Here is a 20244-nt window from a genome sequence, read left to right on the forward strand (position 1 = left end):
GACGGCACGAACGGCGGGTTGTGGTGCTCGCCGGTCGCGAAGACGTCCAGGCCGACCTCCTCGGCCTTGAGCGCGATGGCGACCATGGCCTTGATGCGCTCACGCTCCGTCGGCGTCCGGCCCGTGGTCGGGTCCGGCGTGACGTCGCCGACGCTGAAGATCCCGAACTGCAAGGTTCCTCCTGCTATCAGGTGATTGAGTGGTTTTTCGAACGGTAGGAGTCCACGGCATGGCCGGGATGCCTGTGCGTGCACGGGAGGTGGTCCCACAGCGTTCTCCTCTGCTGCGCCGGCCACCGGAGCGGAGGTTCCGAATCAGAAGCCGTGCGTTGCGACAGGAGAAGGCAGTGCTCGCCGAGGGGGTTGCCTCACTCGCGGCACGTCACGGCCCTGTCATGGCAACTGGTGTGGATTCGTCGACGGCCCGTTCGCCGGCCTCACGGCAGCGGCGGTCCGCGCCCTGCTCGCGCGGCGCTCCGTCAGCTCGACACAGGTACTGTTGCCGGCGGTCGAGCGCGACCATGGCCAGGTCCACCGTGCGCAGCGGGGCCAGGGCCTGGTGGCCCCTGCTGGACACGGCGGACCGGACGTATGCGGACTGCGGGGTGTTGTGCCGGTGCCGGCTCATGCCTTGCAGGTACCGGTCACGTACGTCGGGGCGGCAGACCGAGGCCGTTCCTCAGGCGCGGACCAGTGGTGTGTCGACCAGATGCTCGGCCAGGAACCACGCCTGCAGCTCGCCGGTCCTGATCACCTGGGACACCAAGAGGTCGTTGGTGCCGTCGTCGCCCAGCTCGGCGGTCCGTGAGGCGGCGTCGTGGGCCTCGATGAGGATGGTCTCGTGCGCCTCCAGCAGCCGTGACAGCATCGCCGGCACCTCCTCCACGCCGTCCGGAGGCCGCGGGATCGACGTGATCTCGGCGACGTGGCGGGGGTCTCCCACCGCGACGCCGCCCAGGGTCTGGACTCGTTCGGCGATGGTGTCGACGATCTCGAGCTGTTCGCCCGCATGCTTGTCCAGGACCAGGTGCAGCTGGTAGAAGGTCGCGCCGCGCATCAGCCAGTGGTGCTTCTTGTAGAGGCCGTAGAGGATCTGCGTGTCCGCCAGGACCTTGTTCAAGCGCTGGCAGGAGTACATCCGCGCCTCGTAGGACAGGCCGACCGGGAACTGTTTGACGGTCCCGAACTCCTGGATCACCTCGCCCTTCTGGTGCAGCCACGGCTGGCTGCCGCTCACGGGCTGGGAACTGGTGGTCATGGTCCGCCTCCTGCGGTGTCGTGCTGTATGTACCCGGGTGACGCTAGGTGCTCCGGTGGGGGACGGTTTGCCCGGCAGCGCATGCGGTGGTGCCCGCCAGCGCACTGTGGCCTTGGCCGTGCCCGGCGTTCGCTCTCGGGCACATTCCCGTGCGCCTGCGGGCACGGGCCGTCGCCCCCGCAGACCTAGCCTCGGCAGGCCGGCCCACGCCCGGGGAGCCGGCGAACGAGGAGAGACATGAGCGCGAACGAGCAGGCGGACGTGGTGGTCGTCGGGCTGGGCCCGGGCGGTGAGTACGTCGCGGGCACGCCGGCCGAGGCCGGTCTCGATGTGGTGGGGGTCGCCAAGCTCGTCGAGGACGCCGACCGGGGCGTGCTGATCGGCGCGACCTCGGCGGGGCCGGCGGGAGGCGAGGTGCTCTACGGGCCGAACGGGGCCGTCCACGCCGAGGTACCCGTCAGCCGGCTCCGGCACATGATCTTCACCTACCCCTCCTTCCACCGGACGGTCGAGGCGGCTCCGGGAGCCCTCCGCTGAACCGCGCGCCGATCATGCAGGCGGACCCGGGTGCCAGGCGGTGGCGCACCATGGTGGGCCGCAACCCCGACGAGCCGCACCGGTCCGCGACCTCGCTGGAGCTCTTCTTCGACCTGTGCTTCGTCGTCGCGGTGGCGCAGGCGTCCACGAGCCTGCGCGGGGCGCTGACGGAGGGGGACTGTGCCACCGGTGTCCTGCGCTTCGCACTGGTCTTCTTCACCATCTGGTGGGCGTGGATGAACTTCACCTGGTTCGCCTCCGCCTACGACCCGGACGACGTCCCGTACCGGCTGACGGTGCTCGCCCAGATCACCGGCTCGCTCATCCTCGCCGCCGGCGTGCGCCGCGCGTTCGAGGACGGGGATCTGCACGTCATCACGCTCGGATACGTCGTGCTGCGTACGGCGTTGGCCGCACTCTGGCTGCGTGCCGCCCTGGCCGACCCCACCCGGCGGAGGACCACGCTGCGCTTTGCCGCCGGGGTGACGGTGTGCCAGCTCGGCTGGGTGGCGTTGCTCTTTGTGCCCGTGCCGGTGCGGCTGCCGGGCATCGTGGTGATGATCGTCGCCGAGGTCTCCGTCCCCGTGTGGGCGCAGTCCGCCGGGATGACGCCCTGGCATCCGCACCATATCGCCGAGCGCTACGAACTGTTCACCCTGATCGTGCTCGGCGAGTCCGTCGCGGCCGCCACCGTTGCCGTCCGCACCGCCTTCGACCGGCACCACGGCACCGGTTCGCTGTACGGGCTGGCGGCCGGCGGCCTGCTCATGGCCTATGCCATGTGGTGGCTGTACTTCGCCCGCCCCGCGCATGCGCTGCTCGCCACGACGCACCAGGCCCACCGCAGGAGATTCCCCTGGGCCTACGGTCACTACCTGATCTTCGCCTCGGCGACCGCCGAGGGCGCAGGCCTGGCCGCGTACGCCGATCACGTCACGCGTCACACCGGGACCTCGCCGCCTGCTGCCGGCGCTGCGGTCACTGTTCCAGCGGCCGTCTTCCTGATCACTGTCTGGGCGGTGCACCTGCGGCCCCACCAAAGGAGCATGACCGAGCGGATACCGTTTCCCCTCGCCGCACTCGGTGTCCTGTTGGCCGCCTGGTTCCCGGAACCCGCGCTTCTCGCCGGTGTGATGCTGGCGGTCCTGGTCGTCGTGGTCACGGTGCCGCGCCGGTGACAGAGCTCGCGGCGGGACCCGCCCTGAGCCAGGACGAACGGGCCGCGCGGACGGACCGTAGTAGGGAGTCCGTCTGCGCGGCCGCCATGCCGCCCGTCGCCTTCTCGGTTCGTCGCGCGTACCGCGTCGCGAAGCAGATCGGCCACGAGTGCCCCGGAGGGCTTGGTTTTCTACGCGGCGCCGAGGCCGGCTCGGTGAACGCCGCTCCAGCCGGCGGGCGCTGCGCCGCGCAGACGGCGGAAGTTGTCCACCAGTGCAGCGGTGCTGCTCCCACAACGCACAGGAACGGCAGGTGGTGCACTGTCGGAACGTATCCAGTGCACCACCTGGATACACGGATGCTTCGGCTCGAAATAGCCTGATGGCGAAGCAGTCGCGGGTCGCCGGGGTCCGGGCCTGTGCATCGCACAGAAAGCCGGCCCGGAATTGATTTCGGTTGATCGCGGGAGCGCAGTACTCACGCGTGTCCCGCTTCTCTCCCGCCCGCTGCTGTCGATGAAGACAGAAGTCGATTCAGATCGAAATCGACGTTGTTCACGCCGCAGGAGGTTGTCGAAAGGTGTCCACGATGCCGGTCGGAGGGCTGGTTCCCAGCGCCACCGACAACGCCGCGGACCTCGTCGTCCGCAACGCGAAGATCCACACGGGAGACCCGGTCCGCCCACAGGCCGAGGCGATCGCCATCCGCGACGGTGTCATCACCGTCGTCGGCGACGACAACGACGTGGCCCCTCATGTCGGGCCGGCCACGAAGGTGGTCGACGCCCTCGGCCGGCGGATGGTCCCCGGCCTCAACGACTCCCATCTGCACGTCATCCGCGGCGGGCTGAACTACGTACTGGAGCTGCGCTGGGACGGCGTTCCCACACTGCGCCAGGGCCTGGCGATGCTGCGTGAGCAGGCCGCCCGCACACCCAAGGGCCAGTGGGTGCGGGTGGTAGGGGGATGGTCGGCCGAACAGTTCGCCGAACGGCGACTGCCGACCGTCGCCGAGCTGAACGCCGCCGCGCCGGACACCCCGGTGTTCGTGCTGCACCTGTACCAGGCGGCGGTGCTCAACCGGGCGGCGCTCAAGGCCGCCGGATTCACCAGGGACACCCCCGACCCCAAGGGCGGCCAGATCGTACGGGGCCGGGACGGTGAGCCCACGGGCATGCTGCTGGCTGCCCCCAGCGCCCTGATCCTCTATTCAACCCTGGCCAAGGCCCCGGTACTGGAGGGCGAGGACAAGAAGACCTCGACCCGTCATTTCCTGCGGGAACTGAACAGGTTCGGGCTCACGTCGGCGATCGACGCGGCGGGCGGATTCCAGAACTTCCCCGACAACTACAGCACGGTCGTCGAACTGGCGAAGGCCGGCCAACTGTCCCTGCGGATCGCCTACCATCTCTTCCCGCAGACCGCCGGCCAGGAAATCGACGATCTCGCCCGCTGGATCGAAATGGCCCGTCCCGAGGACGGCGACGAATGGCTGCGTCTCAACGGTGCGGGCGAGAACCTCACTTGGGCGGCGGCGGATTTCGAGAACTTTGCTGAGCCGCGCCCGGAACTCGCCGACTACGAGGCGGAATTCGAGAAGGCCGTACGCCTCCTCATGGAGAACGGCTGGGGATTCAGACTTCACGCCACCTATGACGAGACCATCCGCCGGGACCTGGGGGTGTTCGAGAAGCTCGCCGCGGAAGGGCTCTTCCCGGCGGGCAACCGGTGGCTGTTCGACCATGCGGAGACCGTCTCCGCCGACAGCCTCGACCGCATAGCCGTCCTCGGTGGTGCGATGTCCGTGCAGAACCGGCTGTCCTTCCAGGGCGAGGCGTTCGTGCGACGCTACGGCCCCGGTGCCGCCGCGGACGCCCCTCCGATCCGGGCCATGCTGGAGCGCGGTCTGACCGTCGGCGCCGGCACCGATGCCACCCGGGTCTCCAGCTACAACCCGTGGGTCGCCCTGCACTGGCTGGTCACCGGCCGTAGCGTCGGTGACCTGGTCGTCCGCCCGCCGCACAACCGGGTCGACCGGCGGACGGCACTGGAGATGTTCACCAAGGCGGGTGCCTCGCTGACCGGCGAGGAGGGCATCAAGGGAGTGCTGCGTCCAGGCTTCCTCGGCGACCTCGCGGTCCTGTCCGAGGACTACTTCACCGTGCCCGAGCCGGACATCGCGCACATCGAGTCCCTGCTGACGGTCGTCGGCGGCCGGATCGTCTACGCCGCCGCCGACTATGAGGGCCTCGACGAGGAACTGCCGCCGGTCAGCCCGCAGTGGAGCCCAGTGGCGCACTTCGGCGGCTACCAGGCAACCGCCGGTACGGGCCTGTCGGGCGCCCGCCAGGCCGAGTTGCTCGGCCAGGCCGTCGCGGAGTCGGAGCAGCACCGACAGTGGCGCGCCCGACGCGACCTCACCCCCGAGTCCGCGAGCACGTTCTTCGACCCCTGCTTCTCCCTCTGACCTCCCGGGAGGGGTCCGGCCACGAGCCGCCCCTTCCGGGACACCACCCCAACTCGCGCCGTCCACCGGCCGGTTGCTCTCCTCAGCGGACGTCCGTCCGCGATCACCACCCTCATGGAAAGGCCCTGTCATGGTCAACATCTCCGAGGTCACCGCGTCCCCCAGCCCCGACCTGCTGACCCCCGACAACTGCGCGGTGCTGTTCGTGGATCACCAGCCGCAGATGTTCTTCGGCACCGGCAGCGGCGACCGCACCGCGATCATCAACTCCACGGTGGGCCTGGCGAAGTCGGCCAAGGCGTTCGACGTGCCGGTCGTGCTGAGCACCGTCGCCGCCGAGTCGTTCTCCGGCCCGATCCTGCCGCAGCTCGCCGATGTCTTCCCGGACCAGAAGATCATCGACCGCACCACGATGAACGCCTGGGAGGACCTCGCCTTCGTCGAGGCGGTCAAGGCCACCGGCCGCAAGAAGCTCGTCATCGCCGGCCTGTGGACGGAGGTCTGCATCGTCCTGCCCGTGCTCTCCGCCCTCGCGCAGGGTTACGAGGTCTACGTGGTCACCGACGCGTCCGGTGGCGTCACCCCGCAGGCCCACGAACACGCCATCCAGCGAATGATCCAGGCCGGAGCGGTTCCGGTGACCTGGGTGCAGGTACTGCTGGAACTCCAGCGTGACTGGGCGCGTACGGAGACGTACGGCGCCGTGATGGATGTGGTGAAGGAGAACGGCGGTACCTACGGCCTCGGCGTCGTCTACGCGCAGGCCGTCATCGGCGCCCACGCGGCCGGCTGACCTCTTCAAACGGTCATCGACGGAACGTCAGGAACAGGATGGACACCGGACTGTTGGTTCTCCGGCTGGTGGCGGGCCTTCTCGTCGCCGGGCACGGAGTGCAGAAGGTCAGTTTCCGGCTGGGCGGCAATGGCTTGGCGGGCGGAACCGAGGAGTTCCGGCACGACGGCTTCCGCGGCGGCCGGCTCACGGCCCTCGTCGCGGGCGCCAGCCAGATCGGCGCCGGCCTGTTCCTGACGGCCGGACTGCTCACACCCGCGGCGGCGATGGCCGCCATGGGCGTGATGACGGTCGCCGGCACCGTCAAATGGCACAACGGGCTCTGGGTGCAGAACGACGGATACGAGTACCCGCTGGTCCTCGTCGTCGTCTCCGCGGTGCTGGCGCTGACCGGCCCCGGCCGCTGATCGGCCGACCACGTCCTCGGGCTGACCCCCTGGCCGCTGTGGGTCTCCGTCGCGGCCGTCGTGCTCGGCCCGGCCAGCGGGCTGCTCACCCGAGTGGTACTGCGCCGCCCGCCCGCTCCCGGCCGGAGAACTCCGCATGTCCAAGCTGCTGACTGACGCGGCCCGCACGCTGGCCCCGTCCAGGGGAGACCGGCACGGCCCGTTGCCACCGCTCATGCTGACGCTGACCGTGGTCACCGGTCTGGTCGACGCCGTGAGCTATCTGTCGCTCGGGCACGTCTTCGTCGCCAACATGACCGGCAACGTGGTCTTCCTGGGGTTCGCCCTGGCGGGAGCCAAGGGCCTGTCCGCGCTCGCCTCCATCGTCTCGATGACCGCGTTCCTCGCAGGCGCGCTGGCGGAGGCCGGTTCGGCACCCGGTTCGCGGCGCACCGCGGGCGGCTGCTGACGATCACCACGGCACTGCAGGCCGTGCTCGTCGCCGCGGCCGTCATCACGGCAGCGGCCTCGCACGACAAGGTGACCACCGCGGTCCAGTACACCCTGATCGTGCTGCTCGGCCTCGCCATGGGACTGCAGAACGCTGTCGCCCGCCGCCTCGGTGTCCCCGACCTGACCACGACCGTGCTGACCCTCACCCTGACCGGACTGGCCGCGGACTCCACCCCGGCCGGCGGGGCGGCAACCCGGCCAGGCAGGCGGATCCTGTCCGTCCTGGCCATGTTCCTCGGCGCCCTCGCGGGTGCCGCGCTCCTGCTGCACACCGACCTCGCCCTCACCCTGGGCCTGGCGCTGCTGCTGCTAGCGGTGGCCTCCATGGCCACCCATCGCCTCTCGGCCACCGACGAAGCCTGGACCAGGCCGCAGTCGTGATCGTGGCGCCGGCTCCTCATCCGGATCACGGGTGAGGGGCCGACGCCTTCCGTCGTCCGGGAGGCCGCGCACTGCGGCCGAGTGGCGGCGTGTGCATCGGCACAGGCCTCGTCCCGCACTGCAAACGCCCGGCGGCCGCTGCCCGCAAGGCACCTGAGACACCGCCGGATGCGAGGTGTCCGCGTCCTCCCTCCGGAATGGACCAGCATGAGCACCACACCGCCACCCAAAGAACGCCGCCCGGCGCCGGATTCGGCCTGGGCACCGCTCGCGGCGCGAGTCTTCCGCGCGCTGTGGATCGCGCAACTGGTCTCCAACATCGGCAGCTGGATGCAGACCGTGGGCGCCCAGTGGCTGCTGATCGGGCACGATGCGGCCCTGGTGACGCTCGTTCAGACCGCCTCCGGTCTCCCCGTCGTGCTGCTGGCCCTGCCCTCGGGCGTGCTGGCCGACCGTTACGACCGCCGGAGGGTGCTGCTGGCCGCGCAGTTCGCCATGCTCGCCGTCTCCACCGTGCTGACCGTGCTGGCGTTCGCGGACACGCTCACTCCCCAGTCGTTGCTCGGCCTCACCTTCCTGTTGGGATCTGGCCCGTTCCGCCGCTGGTGTTCGAGCCCGGACCGGCCGACGGCCCCGTTCTGGTCTCCGTCGTCTACCGGGTCGACCCCGGGAACAGGGCCGCCTTCACCGACTGCATGGACCATGTGGCCCGTTCACGCCGGCGCACGGGAGCCCTCACATGGGGGCTCTACCAGGACGGCAAGGATCCGGAGCGGTTCATCGAGAACTACCTGGTCGCCTCGCGGTCGGAGCATCTCGCCCAGCACCACAGCCGGCTTACTGCCACCGACCGCCGTCACGAGGAACGGGCCCGCAGCCTGCTCGTGAAGGGCACCGCACCGGAGGTGACCCGTGCCTTCGACGCCGCCGCGGGTCCCGTGGTGCCCGAGACGGAGGAGTCCCCCGACGCGATGAGCACGTAGGGGCGCCCGGCTCAGTCCCGCCTGCCCGTGAGCTCGGCGAGGGCACGGTCCATGTCGATGTGAAGGGTCTCCGTCCCTGGAGGAACGAGCGAGACCGTCCGCCGCAGGAACGCGTCGACCGCTGACGCCGCGACGTCGACCAGTGCGTGGCCGGCGGCGGACCTCAGGACGATGCGCACGGAGTCCGGATGGCAACGGTGCCGGGGAATCACCAGTACGTCCCCGGTACCCGCGGACCGGCGCATGCCCTCCGTGAGCAGCGAGCGGGCGAACACCCAGTGAACGGGTCCGGCCGTGGGCGCACCGATGGAAAGTCGGACGGCGTAGGGGTCGGCCATGTCGTAGTGCAGCTCCGCGGGTAGCGGGACCGGCAGCTCGTCCGGGACGCTGACGTGCACTGTCACCAAGCACATGACCGAGGGAAGAGGACGCATCATTTCATTCCCCAACAATGGCTGCATGGGCGGATTCACTGCGAATAACCGTAAAATTCCGCGTCGGGTGCACCTTGCCGAGGAATGCATGGAATCTAGCCCGAGAAAGAACGAAGCACCGGATTCAGGTATCGATGAGTCCCGCGCTCTCGAACAGTTTGTGCATCAGCAGCGCCCGGTTCCCGCCGGGCGTGTCCTCGCTCGCCCGGCCGAGCAACTCGCCGGTCGGTACGCCGAGCATGTCCACGACGTTATGGACCATCGGCTCCCTGGTGTGTGGCGGGTGACGGCCTGGAGCCGGCCGAACGACGTTGTACGGATCGGGCCGGAGTACACCTCGTCGGGAACGGTCATGTTCACGGCGCCGAAGGTCCGGGACAAGGCTTCGCGCCAGTACCCGCGTCTGGAGCAGAGCGTCCGGCGTCATGGGATCCGCCCTCCTCCCGCCCCGACGAGCCTGCCAGGCGCGTGTGTCCGGCTTGGGTGGAAGGGCACCGGGGGCTGCCAGGGCTCCGGCGTAGAGGAGTTCGGCGACCCTCGTACCGTGCAGGACGTGCCGCCGGAGGCGGCCTTACGCCCCTCACCCTCGCAAGCGGCCGGCTTCGGAACCATCAGTATGTTGACGGTCCGTCTCCGCCGTCGCGTCGAGCCCGGCCTCAGCGACGGTCGGCGAGAGCATCCCTGAGGAAGTGGCCGCCCTGTCTGATCGCCGTCCGCGTCGGCGGGCTGTCCCGCAGCGGATTCAGGGACGCGAAGTCGTGGACCGTCCCCAGGTAGCGGACGGCGGTCACCGGGACGCCGGCCTGCCGCAGCAGGCGGGCGTACTGCTCGCCCTCGTCCCGTACGACGTCCGCCTCCGCCGTCACGATCAGGGCAGGGGGCAGTCCCGCGAGGTCCGCCGGGGTCGCCCGCAGCGGCGCGGCCGTGGGCTCGGCGAGTTCGCGGGCGTCGTCGGTGTACTCGCGCCAGTACCAGTCCAAAGCCTCACGCGTCAGGAGGTAGCCGGAGGCGAACCGGTCCCGCGACGGGGTGGCGGCGTGTGGGTCGGTCATCGGGTAGTACAGCAGCTGGGCGCGGATACGCGGGCCTCCCCGCTGCTTGACCATCATGGTGAGCGCCGTGGCCATGGTCGCGCCGACGCAGTCGCCGGCCAGCGCCAGCCTGCGACCGTCCAGCCCCAGGGCGTCGGCCTGCTCGACCACCGAGGTCAGGACCGCGTACGACTCCTCCAGCGCGACCGGGTAGCGGGCCTCCGGGGTGCGGCTGTACTCGGGCACCACGAAGGCGGCGGCGCTCGCGGCCGTCAGCTCGCCGATCATGCGTGCGTGTGTCCGGGCGTCGCCCAGCATCCACCGGCCGCCGTGCAGGTACACGACCACGGGAAGGGGACCCGTCGGCGCCGGCCCCGTCGGCCGGAACAACCAGAAGCCGACGAGCCCGCAGGGGCCCACCGGTGCGACCAGGAACTCGGCGTCCAGGCCCAGGTCGTCGAGCGTACGGCCTTGGAGCTCCAGCAGTGCCTCGCGTCCGTCGGCCGGACCCAGCTGGTGCAGGTAGGGCGGTGCGGCGGAGGCATCCACGAGCCGTTGCACGAGGGGATCGAGGACGACGGCAGGGCATTCCGGCTCGTCTCGCCTCCTCACGGGCTCGGAGTTCAAACGACTCACGTTCCTTCCATCGTCGCGAGCGATCGTCCGCCGAACGGCCACCGTATCGCCTCCGGTGACTCGCCTTGGGGCTCACAGGTCGTCGAACAGATCGCGGAGCTGGTTGCGGTTGCTGACACCCAGCTTGGGATACACGTTGTAGAGGTGCGTGCTGACCGTGCGCGGGGAGAGCATCAGCTGCTCCGCGATCTCCCGGTTGCGCAGCCCTCGTGCCGCCATCCGTACGATCTGGCGCTGCTGGGCGGTCAGTTCCGCCAGCGGGTCGGCCTGGGCGGGGGCGATGGCCACGCCACTCGCCCGCAGCTCGGCGCGGGCTTGCTCGGCCAGGGCGGACGCGCCGAGCCGGGTGAACGACTCGAGCGCGGTGGCCAGGAGCGGGCGGGCCTCCAGGGGGCGCCGCCGTCTGCGTAGCCACTGCGCGTAGTGGAACCTCGCCTGCGCCCGGGCCAGCGGCCACTGATCGCCCACCGGGTTCACCGTGGCGAGCCGGAAGTGGTGTTCGGCGACCTTCGGATCGCCGGCCAGCGCGGCGGCGTGGTGCATCAGCAGCGTCATCCGGGTCGTCGGGCGCGGCCCCATTGCGGCGCGTACCACCCCGAGGACGTGCGCCGCCTCCTCCTGCCGGCCTGTCCGCTGGGCGGCCACGGCGAGGTCGGCGACCGACCGCGGTGACAGGAAGTAGTGCACAGGCGTGCCGTCCTCCTCGAACAGGGACCGGAACTGCCGGAACGCGCCGTCGAAGTCACCGGCCGCCCCGGCGGCGGTACCGGCGGCCCGGAGGATGCGTGCGTGGGTGGCGCGGTTCTCCTCCAGGCCGACCGCCGTCCAGGCCGGGTCCGCCGTCATGCCGGCGGTCCCGCCGCGCAGGGCCCGCAGGGTCGCCCGCAGCGCTTCGACGTCGATCTGCACATGCCTCAGCTTGTGCACCGCCGCCAGCGCCGCGGTCCTCTCCAGATGCTCGTCGGCCTCAGCCCACCGGCCGGTGTCGATCAGCGCCCCGGCCATCGCCGTGAGCGTGGGCACGCCAGGGCCCATGGCACCGTATGCGCTGAGCAGGGCGTACACCTGGCGGAACGTTTCGACACACAGGTCGGACTCGTCGGCATACCAGGCCACCCCGCCGATCCCGAGGGCGCGGGTCATCTCCGCGACACTGGTCGCCGACTCCGGCGCGCCCGCCCGCCGACGGACACCCCGCAACAACTCGGTGGCGTCGGTCGGGTCGGCCGCGGCCAAGGTCACGGCCCGCACGGCGGCCCAGCTGTCACTCGTCGCCAGTTCGGAGTAGGGCGTGTCGCGGCGCATGGCCCCGGCCTCGTCCAGCACGCCGGCGGCCGGGCGCCCGACCTCGGCCAGTCCCGACTGGTAGGCGACTGCCCCGAGCACGCTGGCCACGGCGAACACGGTCATGCCGGACTTGGGGGGATCCGGCTCCAGCGCAGCCATCAGCACCCGGAACGCCTGGCGCTGATAACCGAACAGCGACAGGGCCATGCCCGCGCCACAGGCCGCCATGCCCAGCACGTCCCGGTCCTCCGTCAGCGCGGTGACCTTGTCGTACAGCTCGCTGACCCACGAGGGGTCGGCGGCGTTGACGGCGGCATGCAGCGCCTTCACGTACCGGCGCGCCCGGTCGGCGGTCGCGGGGCTGCACTCGGCGGACCGCTGCAGCGCCTGGGCCGCCGCGTAGAAGCCGCCGCGCCGCTCGGCGAGTTCGGCGGTGTCCTCAAGGGCCGCCGCCACCGACTCGTCGTGGCCGACGCATGCGGCGGCCAGGTGCCAGGCGCGGCGGGCCGGGTCGTCCGTGAGGGCGGTCGCCAGATCCCGGTGTGCCTGATGCCGGAGGTAGGCCGGCGCCGCGTGGTAGCAGCCCGTGCGTGCCAGCGGATGCCGGAAGAGCACCTGCCCGTCGAGGATGGCCACGAGGCCGGCCTCCTCGGCCGGGGCCCATGCAGAGAGATCCGGGCCGACGCCCGCGGCCGCCATGATCGTGGCGAGGTCCTCGTGCTGCGAAGCCGCGGCGTACAGGAGCAGCCGCTGCGTCACCTCCGGCAGACCGCGCAGCCGCGCGGCGTACAGCTCCTGGATGCGCTCCGTCTGCGGCAGTCCGCCACCGGGCAGCATGCCCGTGCCGCTCGTTCCGGCCACGCGGCTCAGTTCGATGATGGCCAGCGGGTTTCCGCCGGCCTGCCGCAGCAGTTCGCTCCGTGTCCGGCCGGTGGGTGCGTGCGGCTGGGCGTCCACGAGTTCGGCCGCGGCCTGTTCGGTCAGCGGCCCCAACACAACGGTGGGCAGGTCTGCCGGAACCCCGGCGGGGGCCGTCTGCCCGCGTGCGGTCAGCAGCACGGATACGTCCTGTGCCGTGATGCGGCGTATCACGAAACCGAGCAGGTCGAGGGAGTCCCGGTCGAAGTGCTGGACGTCATCGAGGGCCAGCAGGACGCGCTGCCGGTCCGAGACCTCGCTGAGCAGCGTCAGGACGGCCACACGCAGCAGCATGGGCTCGGGCGGTCCCGCGGCGGGAGCGATACCGAACGCCGTCTCGAGCGCCTTGCGCAGATGGTCGGCCAGCGCGGCAGCGTCGGACAGCACGGGCAGGAGCAACTGGTGCAGGGCGGCAAAGGACTGCTGCGACTCGGTCTCGATGCCCTGGGACGCCAGGACGAGCGTTCCGCTGTCCCGCGCATGGTCGCCGGCGAACGCCAGCAGCCGCGACTTGCCCTTGCCGGCCTCGCCGAGAAGGATCAGCATCCGCGGTTCGCCGCGGCCCTCGACGATCTCCAGGAGGCGGGCGACCTCCGCCTCCCGACCCACCAGGGGCCCACCGGGTTCGGATGGGCGCAGGGTGCCGTGGCTACTCTCCATGGCGGGCCTCGGTCACGGCGCCCGGGCAGGCTATCCGGGGAACATCCTTGGGTTCGGCCACGATGTTCTCCCTTGCCACGTGCACACCACCCTGCCCGCCGCAACGCGTGCGGCCGACGGCACCAATCATGCCATGCGCCGCATCGTACCCGGCCCATTGGGCAATCAGGGGCAAAGGAGATCACGACGGACTGGCGGCGGAGCACGGCGGCGCCCAGCTGGACCTCACCGCGTGGCCGCGCGAAGCAGGTGCACCCCCCAGCAAGATCAATCTCACCGGGATTTCCTCTACCTCAACTACAAGCGCCGCCAATTGCATTGGATGCGAACTGGCGACGGTATGCGCATCGCGGCCGGGCGGCGTGAGACTGAGGCCGCTGATCAGCGACATCGGGAGTCAGAGCGCCTTGTGACCGTAGCGTTTGGCGAGGGGTAGTGGGGAGTCCTTGTCACGCCTGCACACCGGCCGACTTGGTCGCGACAACTGCCGAGAACGCTGGGGTCCGCAAGACCGCGACTGGTGACGTTCCGGCCCCGCCGTCGACGGTCGCGAGACTGCGACCCCGGCCGTCCCGAATTCTGCCCGACGCATGAGCCCCACCTACACCCCGGAAGAGTGCGAGCGCTGGCACAAGAGGACCTGCGCCCGCTGTCGGCGGCACGCCTGGTTCGCCGCCCGCTGGCCCGATGGCCACGTCTGCCGCACCTGCCACGACAAGGCCCTCCTTGCCCGCGGCACATGCCCCAGCTGCGGCGACGAGCGCGCGCTTCCCGGCCTGCGGTCCGGGGACAGCACACGAATCTGCGCCGACTGTGCGGGCTTCATGATGTCCTACCGATGCTCTTGCTGCGGGACGAGGCAGCACCGGGAGGTCGACCGCTACAAGGCCGACCACCTGGCCCGCCGAGCCCACGGGTTCCTGCCGGACCGGGCGCCCGCGATCCCGGTCGGCCGCTGACTCAGGGGCTGACGTCCCGCACTCGCTCGGCGGTCTCCTCGGCGAGCTCCCGGACCCACTTCGCGGGGAACTCCGAGAGCTCGCCGAGTATCGCGTCGGCGGCGGTGAGCAGGGCGCGGGCCTCCTCGGCGAGGCCCGCGTCGGTGTGGCTCGCGTCGGCGAGGGCCCGGGCCAGGGCGTAGTGCTCCTCGGCGATGAAACGGCCGAAGTTCACACGGGTCCAGTGCCGCAGGGAGTCGTCGCCCGGGTCGGCCAGGAGCCCGCGTATCGCGGCCAACGTGCTGATCGCTCGCGGGAGTTGCCCGCACAGGCGCTCCAGTCGCGCCTGGTCCCGCCGCTCCGAGACGCGGTCCCACGCCGTTTCCTGGAGGGCGGCACACAGGCGCTGGGCCCGCAGGGCCTGGGGAAGGTCGCCCGCCCGCTCCAGCTCGCGGGCGAGCCAGCTGAGCTGTGACGTCTCCAGCTGCGACGGATCACCGGGGCGCCGCAGCGTGCTCTGGTCCAGGAAGATCTCGTCGAGCGCGCGGATCAGCGCCACCCGGGCCAGTTCGGTCATCCCCTGGTCCAGGGCGAGTTCGGTCCAGGTGGCGAGCGGCTCGTCCGCCGGATCCGTGCAGAACATCGCGTCGTCCAGCTCCTCGGCCCAGCTCACCAGCTCGGCGGCGCCGGCGCCCGGTCCGGGCATCTCGCTGAGGCCGCAATGGGTGTCGAAGTCCGTCTTCCGGACCTCCTCCAGTAGCGCGAGATCGGTGACGTCCCCGTGCCGCCCCACGAGGACGGCGGCGAGCCGGAGTTCGTCCGTCATCGACGACTCCCTCTCCCGCCGCAGCAGATGCCTCAGCAGCTCCAGGTCCCCGTCGGCACGGTCGAACTGCACGGCCCGCAGGGCGAGCCGGCGCCGTACGGGGTCGTCGGCCACCGCATCCCAGGCCGCGCGGTCATCCGCCCGCAACCGGGCGAGATCCTCGCGTCCTCGGGCGAGCACCGGCTCCCACAGCGGCGGACGCGGGTGCTCGTCCAGCAGCCGGTAGGCGAAGCCCTCCTCCTCGGTGAGCAGCAGGAAGTCGGGCTCGGTGCGCAGGAGCGCGGCGTGCAGCCGGGTGACCAGCTCCACCGGGGAGCGCTCGGTAAGGCCCAGGGTGGCGCGGAGTTCGGCCCGGGCCTCGTCGAGGTCGTGGTACTCGCGGAGTTCCGCCTCCTGCTCCGCGAACCGGGCGAGAATCGCCTGCTCCCCGTCGGCCGGCGAGAGATCCACGAAGTCCAACCAGCCGGGCAGACCGATCACCGTCTCCAGCGCCTCGTCGACACTCGAGCCGATGATCCCGGCCCCGCCCTCCGAGTCGGCGTACAGCATCGAGCCGTCCGCGCACACGAAGTACGTACCGCCCGCGCCGGTGCCCGCGACGGCCTCCAGCGGTCCGCCGGAGGCGAGGCGGACCGGCTCGACATGGCCGCGGGCGGCGCGGCTCACGTCGAAGTCGAAGGGGGACGCGGCCAGTTCGGCCAGGGGCGGGTCTTGGCGCAGGATGCGCAGAGCGTGCTCGGTCACGTCACAGAACGTAACAGCCCCCACTGACAACCCCCCCCGGACCCCTCGGCTCAGGCGGCTGACGTGCGTGTTCGACGGCGGCTCGGGCCCACGCCGTGACCATCGGGTGCGGGCGTGAGCCGTCGCCGGAGAGTTCCGGCTGGAAGAGGGAGGCCAGGAAGAAGGGGTGGCCGGGGAGTTCGGCCATGCGCACTCCGCCCTCCTCGTCGCGGCCGGAGAGGCGCAGGCCGTGCGCGGTCAGGGTGTCCAGGCGCCGGGACGGGCCGTACGCGCGGAAGTAGCGCTCGACGGTCCGCTCCGCGCCGATCACGGCGTGCGCGAGCGAGCCCGGCTCGCACGACTGAAGTCCTGGCGGATCTTCCGCAGGTTCCGGTGCAGTCCGAAGCGAATGTCGTCAATCTGCGCGGCCGTGCTCACTCTGGAGCGGCAGCGCTGAAAGAGCTCAGTGATCCAAAGCGACCAGCCAGCCTCACGGTTCAGGAACACGAAGCGAGTGCAACCGGAACCGGAGGAGATTTTGCGCCACAGAGCAGTACGGGCTGCCGTCCTCTCGTTCCTCCGTCAGCTGGTGACCACAGCACAAGTCACGTACGCGGTCCCGCTGATCGTCTCATCGTCGTTGTTCCTAATGCGCCACTCCCACCCGGTGTTGCCGGCTGTGGGAGCCGATGTCTCGGCGATCCCCATGCCGAAGTCGTCGATCCGGTGCCCCCCACTGATGGCGGTCTTACCGTCTGGGCACGCCTGAGAGAAAGTGAGGGACTGTCCTCCCCCGGGAACACTGAACGGACTCGACACCACTTCGTGGTCCGTGAAACCGTTCACGGCTGGCGGGGTCGTCGACGTAGCGGAGGCGGACTGGCTGCAGGAGATGTTCTGGGTGCCGGTGAAGGTGTTGCCCTGACCGACCTGCCCCGCGGGGAAGCAAGCAAGCACAATCGACGGGTTGCCGAGAAGGGAGAGTAGCCCGCCGTCTCCTTCCGCGTGGGCACCGCCGGCGCCGAAGATGACCGAAGCCAGGGCGGCGCAACTGATCGTGGCGAGCGTCTTGGGGAGATTCAAGGCGGCCTCGTTTCGCTCAGGCATGCGGGAACATCGCGGAATCGCTGCGGACAGGATCTCGAGACTGCTGGCGATGAACGACCGGAAGGCACGCGAACTACGACGCGCTTCACCTATTCGGCCCTCCGCATCGGAAGCAGGGCGACGTCGTTCAGTGGATCTGTCGGGGTTGATCACGTGATGCCGAGTGTGACCAGGGCGCGGGTGGCGTCGCGCGCGTGGTGGCGAAGTCCCGCGGCGATGTTGGTGCGTCCAGTGAGGCGGAGGGCTCCGAGGGCGAGGTTGCGCAGGCTGGCCATGGCCCGGGGTGCGTTGCCGGTACGCACGCGTGAGGCGTCCTCACTCCAGGAAGTGTCGCGTACATGGTGGATTTGTTCTCGATGCCCCAGTGTGCGCGGACGCGGTGCGCGACTTCCGGCGCTTCGGCCTGGCTGGCCGTCAGGTCGGTGACCGCATAGACGCGTTCCAGGGTGACCTTGCCGGTGGTGACGATTCGGCGGCGCCGCACGATCTGCACGGCCTGCATGGCGTGCGGGAAGGCGAGGCCACGGGTGACCGTGCAGGTTTTGACCCGGCGGATCTCGTCGCGGCCGTGCGCGGTGGCGCGGGTCTTGTCCAGCAGCGGCACGTCCCGCCAGGGCAGGTTCTTCAGGTGCTGGTGCGGCAGCGGCTGGTTCGCCTTGATCACCGCGATGTAGTGGGCCTTCTTCTTCTCCACCAGGAAGCGGGCGTGGGCGAACTGGGAGTGCAGGGCGTCGAAGGTGACCACCGTGTCGGTCAGTTCGAGCTCGGCGAGCATCGGTCGGAAGACGGCGATCTCGTTGGTCTTGCCGTCTACCTCGCGCTGGGCGGTGACCAGGCCGGCATCGGTCATCGCGGCGAGCAGGTGGACCTGGGTGCCGTCGGCCCGACGGGCTCCGCGCACGGTCTTGCCGTCCACAGCGAGTGAGCGACGGAGCCGCTCGGCTGTGTCCTTGCCGGGGAGTGGTCGGTCGGGATCACGCGCGGCGAGCCAGGTACCGATTGCGGCATCGAGGGCGTCCCCGTCGACGCGCTGCAGGACCCGGCGCATGGTCGCCTCGGCCGGAGCGGTGGGTCCGGACGGTTCACGACCGGGGCCGCCGAGAGCGGTGAGGACGGCGGGTGGTGCGTCAGCGGCCCACTCCGCAATCGCGGCAAGGGACTTCGCGCCGGCCAGTACCGCGCAGGCGGCGAGCGCGAGGACGAAGGCGATGGGATGGCGGCGGCCCTTGGCCCGGCGCGGATCGGCAACCACGGCGAGACAGTCCAGCAGAACCGGGTGTTCCCCAGTCTTGGGAGGCCGGACAGCAGCGAGCTGGCCCAGGCTGGCAGGGATGGGTGAAGATGAGCGGGCAGGCACGGTCTTCCATTTGTGGTGATCAGGGACTCGACACCTCGTGATCACCCGGGAGACGTGCCTGCATCGATTCTGTCCCCGTCGATGAACTCCGCACCCACGTCAGTCACCTGAACCCGCATCAAGCCGGACAGGTCTACGCCGTCTCGCTGGCGCTGGTGAAGGAGAGCGAGCCGGTCATCGGCGTGGTCTCGGCTCCCTCGCTCGGGCGGCAGTGGAGTACGGACGGCACCGCTGAGACGACGACCGGCGATGGACTTCCGTCGAGTGCGGGCGAGTTGGCACGTGCCGTTGTCGGGATCACCGGGACCGGTGGCAACGGGCGGTCGCCCGCGGCCGGTGAGTTCCTCCGTCTCCTGTACGGGGAGGCGTACCGCGTCCGGATGCATGGCGCGATGAGCCTCGACCTAGTCGGCGTCGCGGAGGGCTGGCTGGACGCGTGCGTCTGCCTGAACCCGAAGGCGTGGGACGTGGCGGCGGGCATCGCGCCCGTACGGGCCAGGGGTGGTGCCGTGCTGGGGCACGGCGGTGAGGCCTTCACCTGGGGGTCGCCGGTGCTGGTGGCGGGGCGGGAAGGCGTCGCGCGTCAGCTGCTCGGGCAGTAGGAGGCGGCGCGGGGGCGGGCCGGGGTGAGGGCTTGAGCCAGGAAAGCTCAGCGAGCAGGTTGCGGAGGACTGGGAGGGCGCTCCGGTGACGCGCGCGGGCCTGCCCTCTGTCGCGAGGGAAGGCCCGCGCTCATGCGGTGGTCAGGAGGGCGGGGTCAGAGCACCATCTGGATGTTGGCCCACTTGTAGCAGTTCACGAACTGCCCCGTGCTCTGGCGGTAGGTCGGCCATCCGATGTGCTCCAGTGTGTTGGGGCCGTATTCGCCGTCGACGGTCGCGCCGGACGCGCTCTGAGCTCTTCGCAGCGCGGCCTCCGTCAGGTCGCCGAAGGCGCCGTCGACCGTCAGACCCGCCGAGTAGCACTTGTTCAGGGCCCTCTGTAGAACCTTTACGCCGGCGCCCGAGTCGCCGTTCGTGAGGTAGCACGTGGCGGTGAGGGTGCTCTCGTTGTACCCGAAGGGAATCGCCACCCGGTAGTCCGAGTTGTTGGCCGCGAACAGCGACTTCGAGGTCGTGCAGTGCCGGTAGGAGCCGTGAGCCGACGCCGCGGGAGCCGCGACAGCCGCTGCCCCGAGCATGGCAGTGAGGGTGGCTCCTGTGGTGGCCAATGCCGCGAGGCGACGGCGATTGCGCATCTGCATAGTGTTCCCTTCGGTGGATGAACTCACTTACTGCGCCCGGTGGGTCACCGCACGCACTCTGACAACGTCGACCGGCGGCAAGGCCACGGCGAGCTGCCTCGTCGGCCGGAAGACGGACGTGCCCCAGCCTCCGTCGGCGAGGGCACGCCACAGTGCGGGGCCGCGCTCGCGCGTCCGGCCCGACGGCGCGAGGACCGGCTGCCGACTCTGTCGACCTCCGTCAGGAAGGGCCGGAGCTAGCTGTGACTGGCACAGCCGTTGCGCGCCCCGGCCTGCGTGTACCGCGGCCACTTCAGGTTGTAGAACCCCTCCTCGCCGTACAGCCCGTCAACAGTGATCCTCTCCTGACTCTGGGCGTACTTGAGGGCGTCTCGTGTGTCCGGGCCGAACTGGCCGTCGACCGTGATGGAGCGCCCGTAGCACGACTTGAGGGCGAGCTGAAGGATCCTGACACCGTCTCCGGTGCTGCCGTAGTCCATCCAGCAGCGCACATTCTTGAGCCTCTGGTACATCGTGTGCGGGACCTTGATCTGCTGCGAGGAGCGGGCCGTGTAGGAGATGGGTGAGTTGCCCGAGCAGTGCCCGACGTATGTCCACCCTGCCGCCGATG

The 20244-nt window shown here is 70.4% G+C and carries 19 protein-coding genes and 4 pseudogenes; 10 read left to right on the top strand and 13 right to left on the bottom strand.

Annotated features, from left to right (window positions below; genetic code table 11):
- The 3 genes from ACZ6D7_RS43850 to ACZ6D7_RS43860 form a co-directional block, all read right to left on the bottom strand.
- The coding region (locus ACZ6D7_RS43850; RefSeq protein WP_469503747.1) for an LLM class flavin-dependent oxidoreductase at positions 1-173 on the bottom strand (173 nt) is incomplete at its 3' end.
- A 208-nt stretch (positions 174-381) separates the two neighbouring features.
- On the bottom strand, positions 382-627 hold the full coding sequence (locus ACZ6D7_RS43855; protein ID WP_469503648.1) for a hypothetical protein: 246 nt from the start codon (positions 625-627) through the stop codon (positions 382-384).
- Positions 628-678: 51 nt separating this feature from the next.
- A complete protein-coding gene (locus ACZ6D7_RS43860; RefSeq protein ID WP_469503651.1) occupies positions 679-1257 on the bottom strand; it encodes a Dps family protein in 579 nt (192 codons plus the stop codon).
- Between the two features lie 237 nt (positions 1258-1494).
- On the opposite strand from ACZ6D7_RS43860, the gene ACZ6D7_RS43865 reads away from it, so the two are divergent.
- The 8 genes and pseudogenes from ACZ6D7_RS43865 to ACZ6D7_RS43900 all read left to right on the top strand — a co-directional run bounded on the left by ACZ6D7_RS43865 (position 1495) and on the right by ACZ6D7_RS43900 (position 8474).
- Positions 1495-1794 (top strand): hypothetical protein, encoded by a 300-nt coding sequence (locus ACZ6D7_RS43865; RefSeq protein WP_469503654.1) that lies wholly within the window; start codon positions 1495-1497, stop codon positions 1792-1794.
- 50 nt (positions 1795-1844) lie between these two features.
- On the top strand, positions 1845-2972 hold the full coding sequence (locus ACZ6D7_RS43870; RefSeq protein ID WP_469503656.1) for a low temperature requirement protein A: 1128 nt from the start codon (positions 1845-1847) through the stop codon (positions 2970-2972).
- Between the two features lie 568 nt (positions 2973-3540).
- Positions 3541-5418 carry an amidohydrolase gene (locus tag ACZ6D7_RS43875; RefSeq protein WP_469503659.1) on the top strand — a complete coding sequence of 626 codons (1878 nt, stop codon included), beginning with the start codon at positions 3541-3543 and terminating at the stop codon, positions 5416-5418.
- Positions 5419-5548: 130 nt separating this feature from the next.
- Positions 5549-6211 (top strand): hydrolase, encoded by a 663-nt coding sequence (locus ACZ6D7_RS43880; RefSeq protein ID WP_469503661.1) that lies wholly within the window; start codon positions 5549-5551, stop codon positions 6209-6211.
- Between the two features lie 38 nt (positions 6212-6249).
- A pseudogene (locus ACZ6D7_RS43885) lies at positions 6250-6774 on the top strand (DoxX family protein).
- Positions 6755-7491, top strand: a pseudogene (locus tag ACZ6D7_RS43890) (YoaK family protein). The pseudogenes ACZ6D7_RS43885 and ACZ6D7_RS43890 overlap by 20 nt, the downstream one beginning before the upstream one ends.
- Before the next feature lie 207 nt (positions 7492-7698).
- Positions 7699-8012, top strand: a pseudogene (locus ACZ6D7_RS43895) (MFS transporter); the annotation flags it as partial.
- Positions 8013-8096: 84 nt separating this feature from the next.
- Entirely contained in the window at positions 8097-8474 is a 378-nt protein-coding gene (locus tag ACZ6D7_RS43900) for an MFS transporter (protein ID WP_469503664.1), read from the top strand.
- 11 nt (positions 8475-8485) lie between these two features.
- Here ACZ6D7_RS43900 and ACZ6D7_RS43905 read toward each other — a convergent pair whose 3' ends face one another.
- The 4 genes from ACZ6D7_RS43905 to ACZ6D7_RS43920 all read right to left on the bottom strand — a co-directional run bounded on the left by ACZ6D7_RS43905 (position 8486) and on the right by ACZ6D7_RS43920 (position 13440).
- Positions 8486-8887 (bottom strand): SsgA family sporulation/cell division regulator, encoded by a 402-nt coding sequence (locus ACZ6D7_RS43905; protein WP_469503667.1) that lies wholly within the window; start codon positions 8885-8887, stop codon positions 8486-8488.
- A gap of 145 nt (positions 8888-9032) precedes the next feature.
- Positions 9033-9170 (bottom strand): hypothetical protein, encoded by a 138-nt coding sequence (locus ACZ6D7_RS43910; RefSeq protein ID WP_469503670.1) that lies wholly within the window; start codon positions 9168-9170, stop codon positions 9033-9035.
- A gap of 394 nt (positions 9171-9564) precedes the next feature.
- Complete coding sequence (locus tag ACZ6D7_RS43915; RefSeq protein ID WP_469503672.1) at positions 9565-10500, bottom strand: alpha/beta hydrolase; 936 nt, start codon at positions 10498-10500, stop codon at positions 9565-9567.
- A gap of 147 nt (positions 10501-10647) precedes the next feature.
- On the bottom strand, positions 10648-13440 hold the full coding sequence (locus ACZ6D7_RS43920; protein ID WP_469503675.1) for a helix-turn-helix transcriptional regulator: 2793 nt from the start codon (positions 13438-13440) through the stop codon (positions 10648-10650).
- 590 nt (positions 13441-14030) lie between these two features.
- Between ACZ6D7_RS43920 and ACZ6D7_RS43925 the strand changes: the two genes are divergently transcribed.
- Positions 14031-14399: a hypothetical protein gene (locus ACZ6D7_RS43925; protein ID WP_469503754.1), complete on the top strand. Its 369-nt coding sequence runs from the start codon at positions 14031-14033 to the stop codon at positions 14397-14399.
- A 1-nt stretch (position 14400) separates the two neighbouring features.
- Here the strand turns inward: ACZ6D7_RS43925 and ACZ6D7_RS43930 are convergent, their stop codons facing one another.
- The 4 genes and pseudogenes from ACZ6D7_RS43930 to ACZ6D7_RS43945 form a co-directional block, all read right to left on the bottom strand.
- Positions 14401-15948, bottom strand: a complete 1548-nt coding sequence (locus ACZ6D7_RS43930; RefSeq protein ID WP_469503678.1) for a hypothetical protein — start codon at positions 15946-15948, stop codon at positions 14401-14403.
- A 1-nt stretch (position 15949) separates the two neighbouring features.
- A pseudogene (locus tag ACZ6D7_RS43935) lies at positions 15950-16282 on the bottom strand (CTP synthase); the annotation flags it as partial.
- A gap of 227 nt (positions 16283-16509) precedes the next feature.
- Positions 16510-17034, bottom strand: a complete 525-nt coding sequence (locus ACZ6D7_RS43940) for a hypothetical protein (protein ID WP_469503680.1) — start codon at positions 17032-17034, stop codon at positions 16510-16512.
- A gap of 127 nt (positions 17035-17161) precedes the next feature.
- The gene (locus ACZ6D7_RS43945) at positions 17162-18286 is read right to left on the bottom strand and encodes an ISAs1 family transposase (protein WP_469503682.1); all 1125 of its coding nucleotides are present in this window, start codon (positions 18284-18286) and stop codon (positions 17162-17164) included.
- Between the two features lie 212 nt (positions 18287-18498).
- Between ACZ6D7_RS43945 and ACZ6D7_RS43950 the strand changes: the two genes are divergently transcribed.
- Positions 18499-18993, top strand: a complete 495-nt coding sequence (locus tag ACZ6D7_RS43950) for an inositol monophosphatase family protein (protein ID WP_469503749.1) — start codon at positions 18499-18501, stop codon at positions 18991-18993.
- Between the two features lie 155 nt (positions 18994-19148).
- On the opposite strand, the gene ACZ6D7_RS43955 is transcribed toward ACZ6D7_RS43950, so the two are convergent.
- Positions 19149-19628, bottom strand: coding sequence for a peptidoglycan-binding domain-containing protein (locus ACZ6D7_RS43955; protein WP_469503685.1), 480 nt, complete (start codon positions 19626-19628; stop codon positions 19149-19151).
- A gap of 242 nt (positions 19629-19870) precedes the next feature.
- Positions 19871-20146, bottom strand: a complete 276-nt coding sequence (locus ACZ6D7_RS43960; protein ID WP_469503687.1) for a peptidoglycan-binding domain-containing protein — start codon at positions 20144-20146, stop codon at positions 19871-19873.
- Positions 20147-20244: the final 98 nt, after the last annotated feature.

This window comes from Streptomyces sp. NPDC041784 (assembly GCF_055591025.1).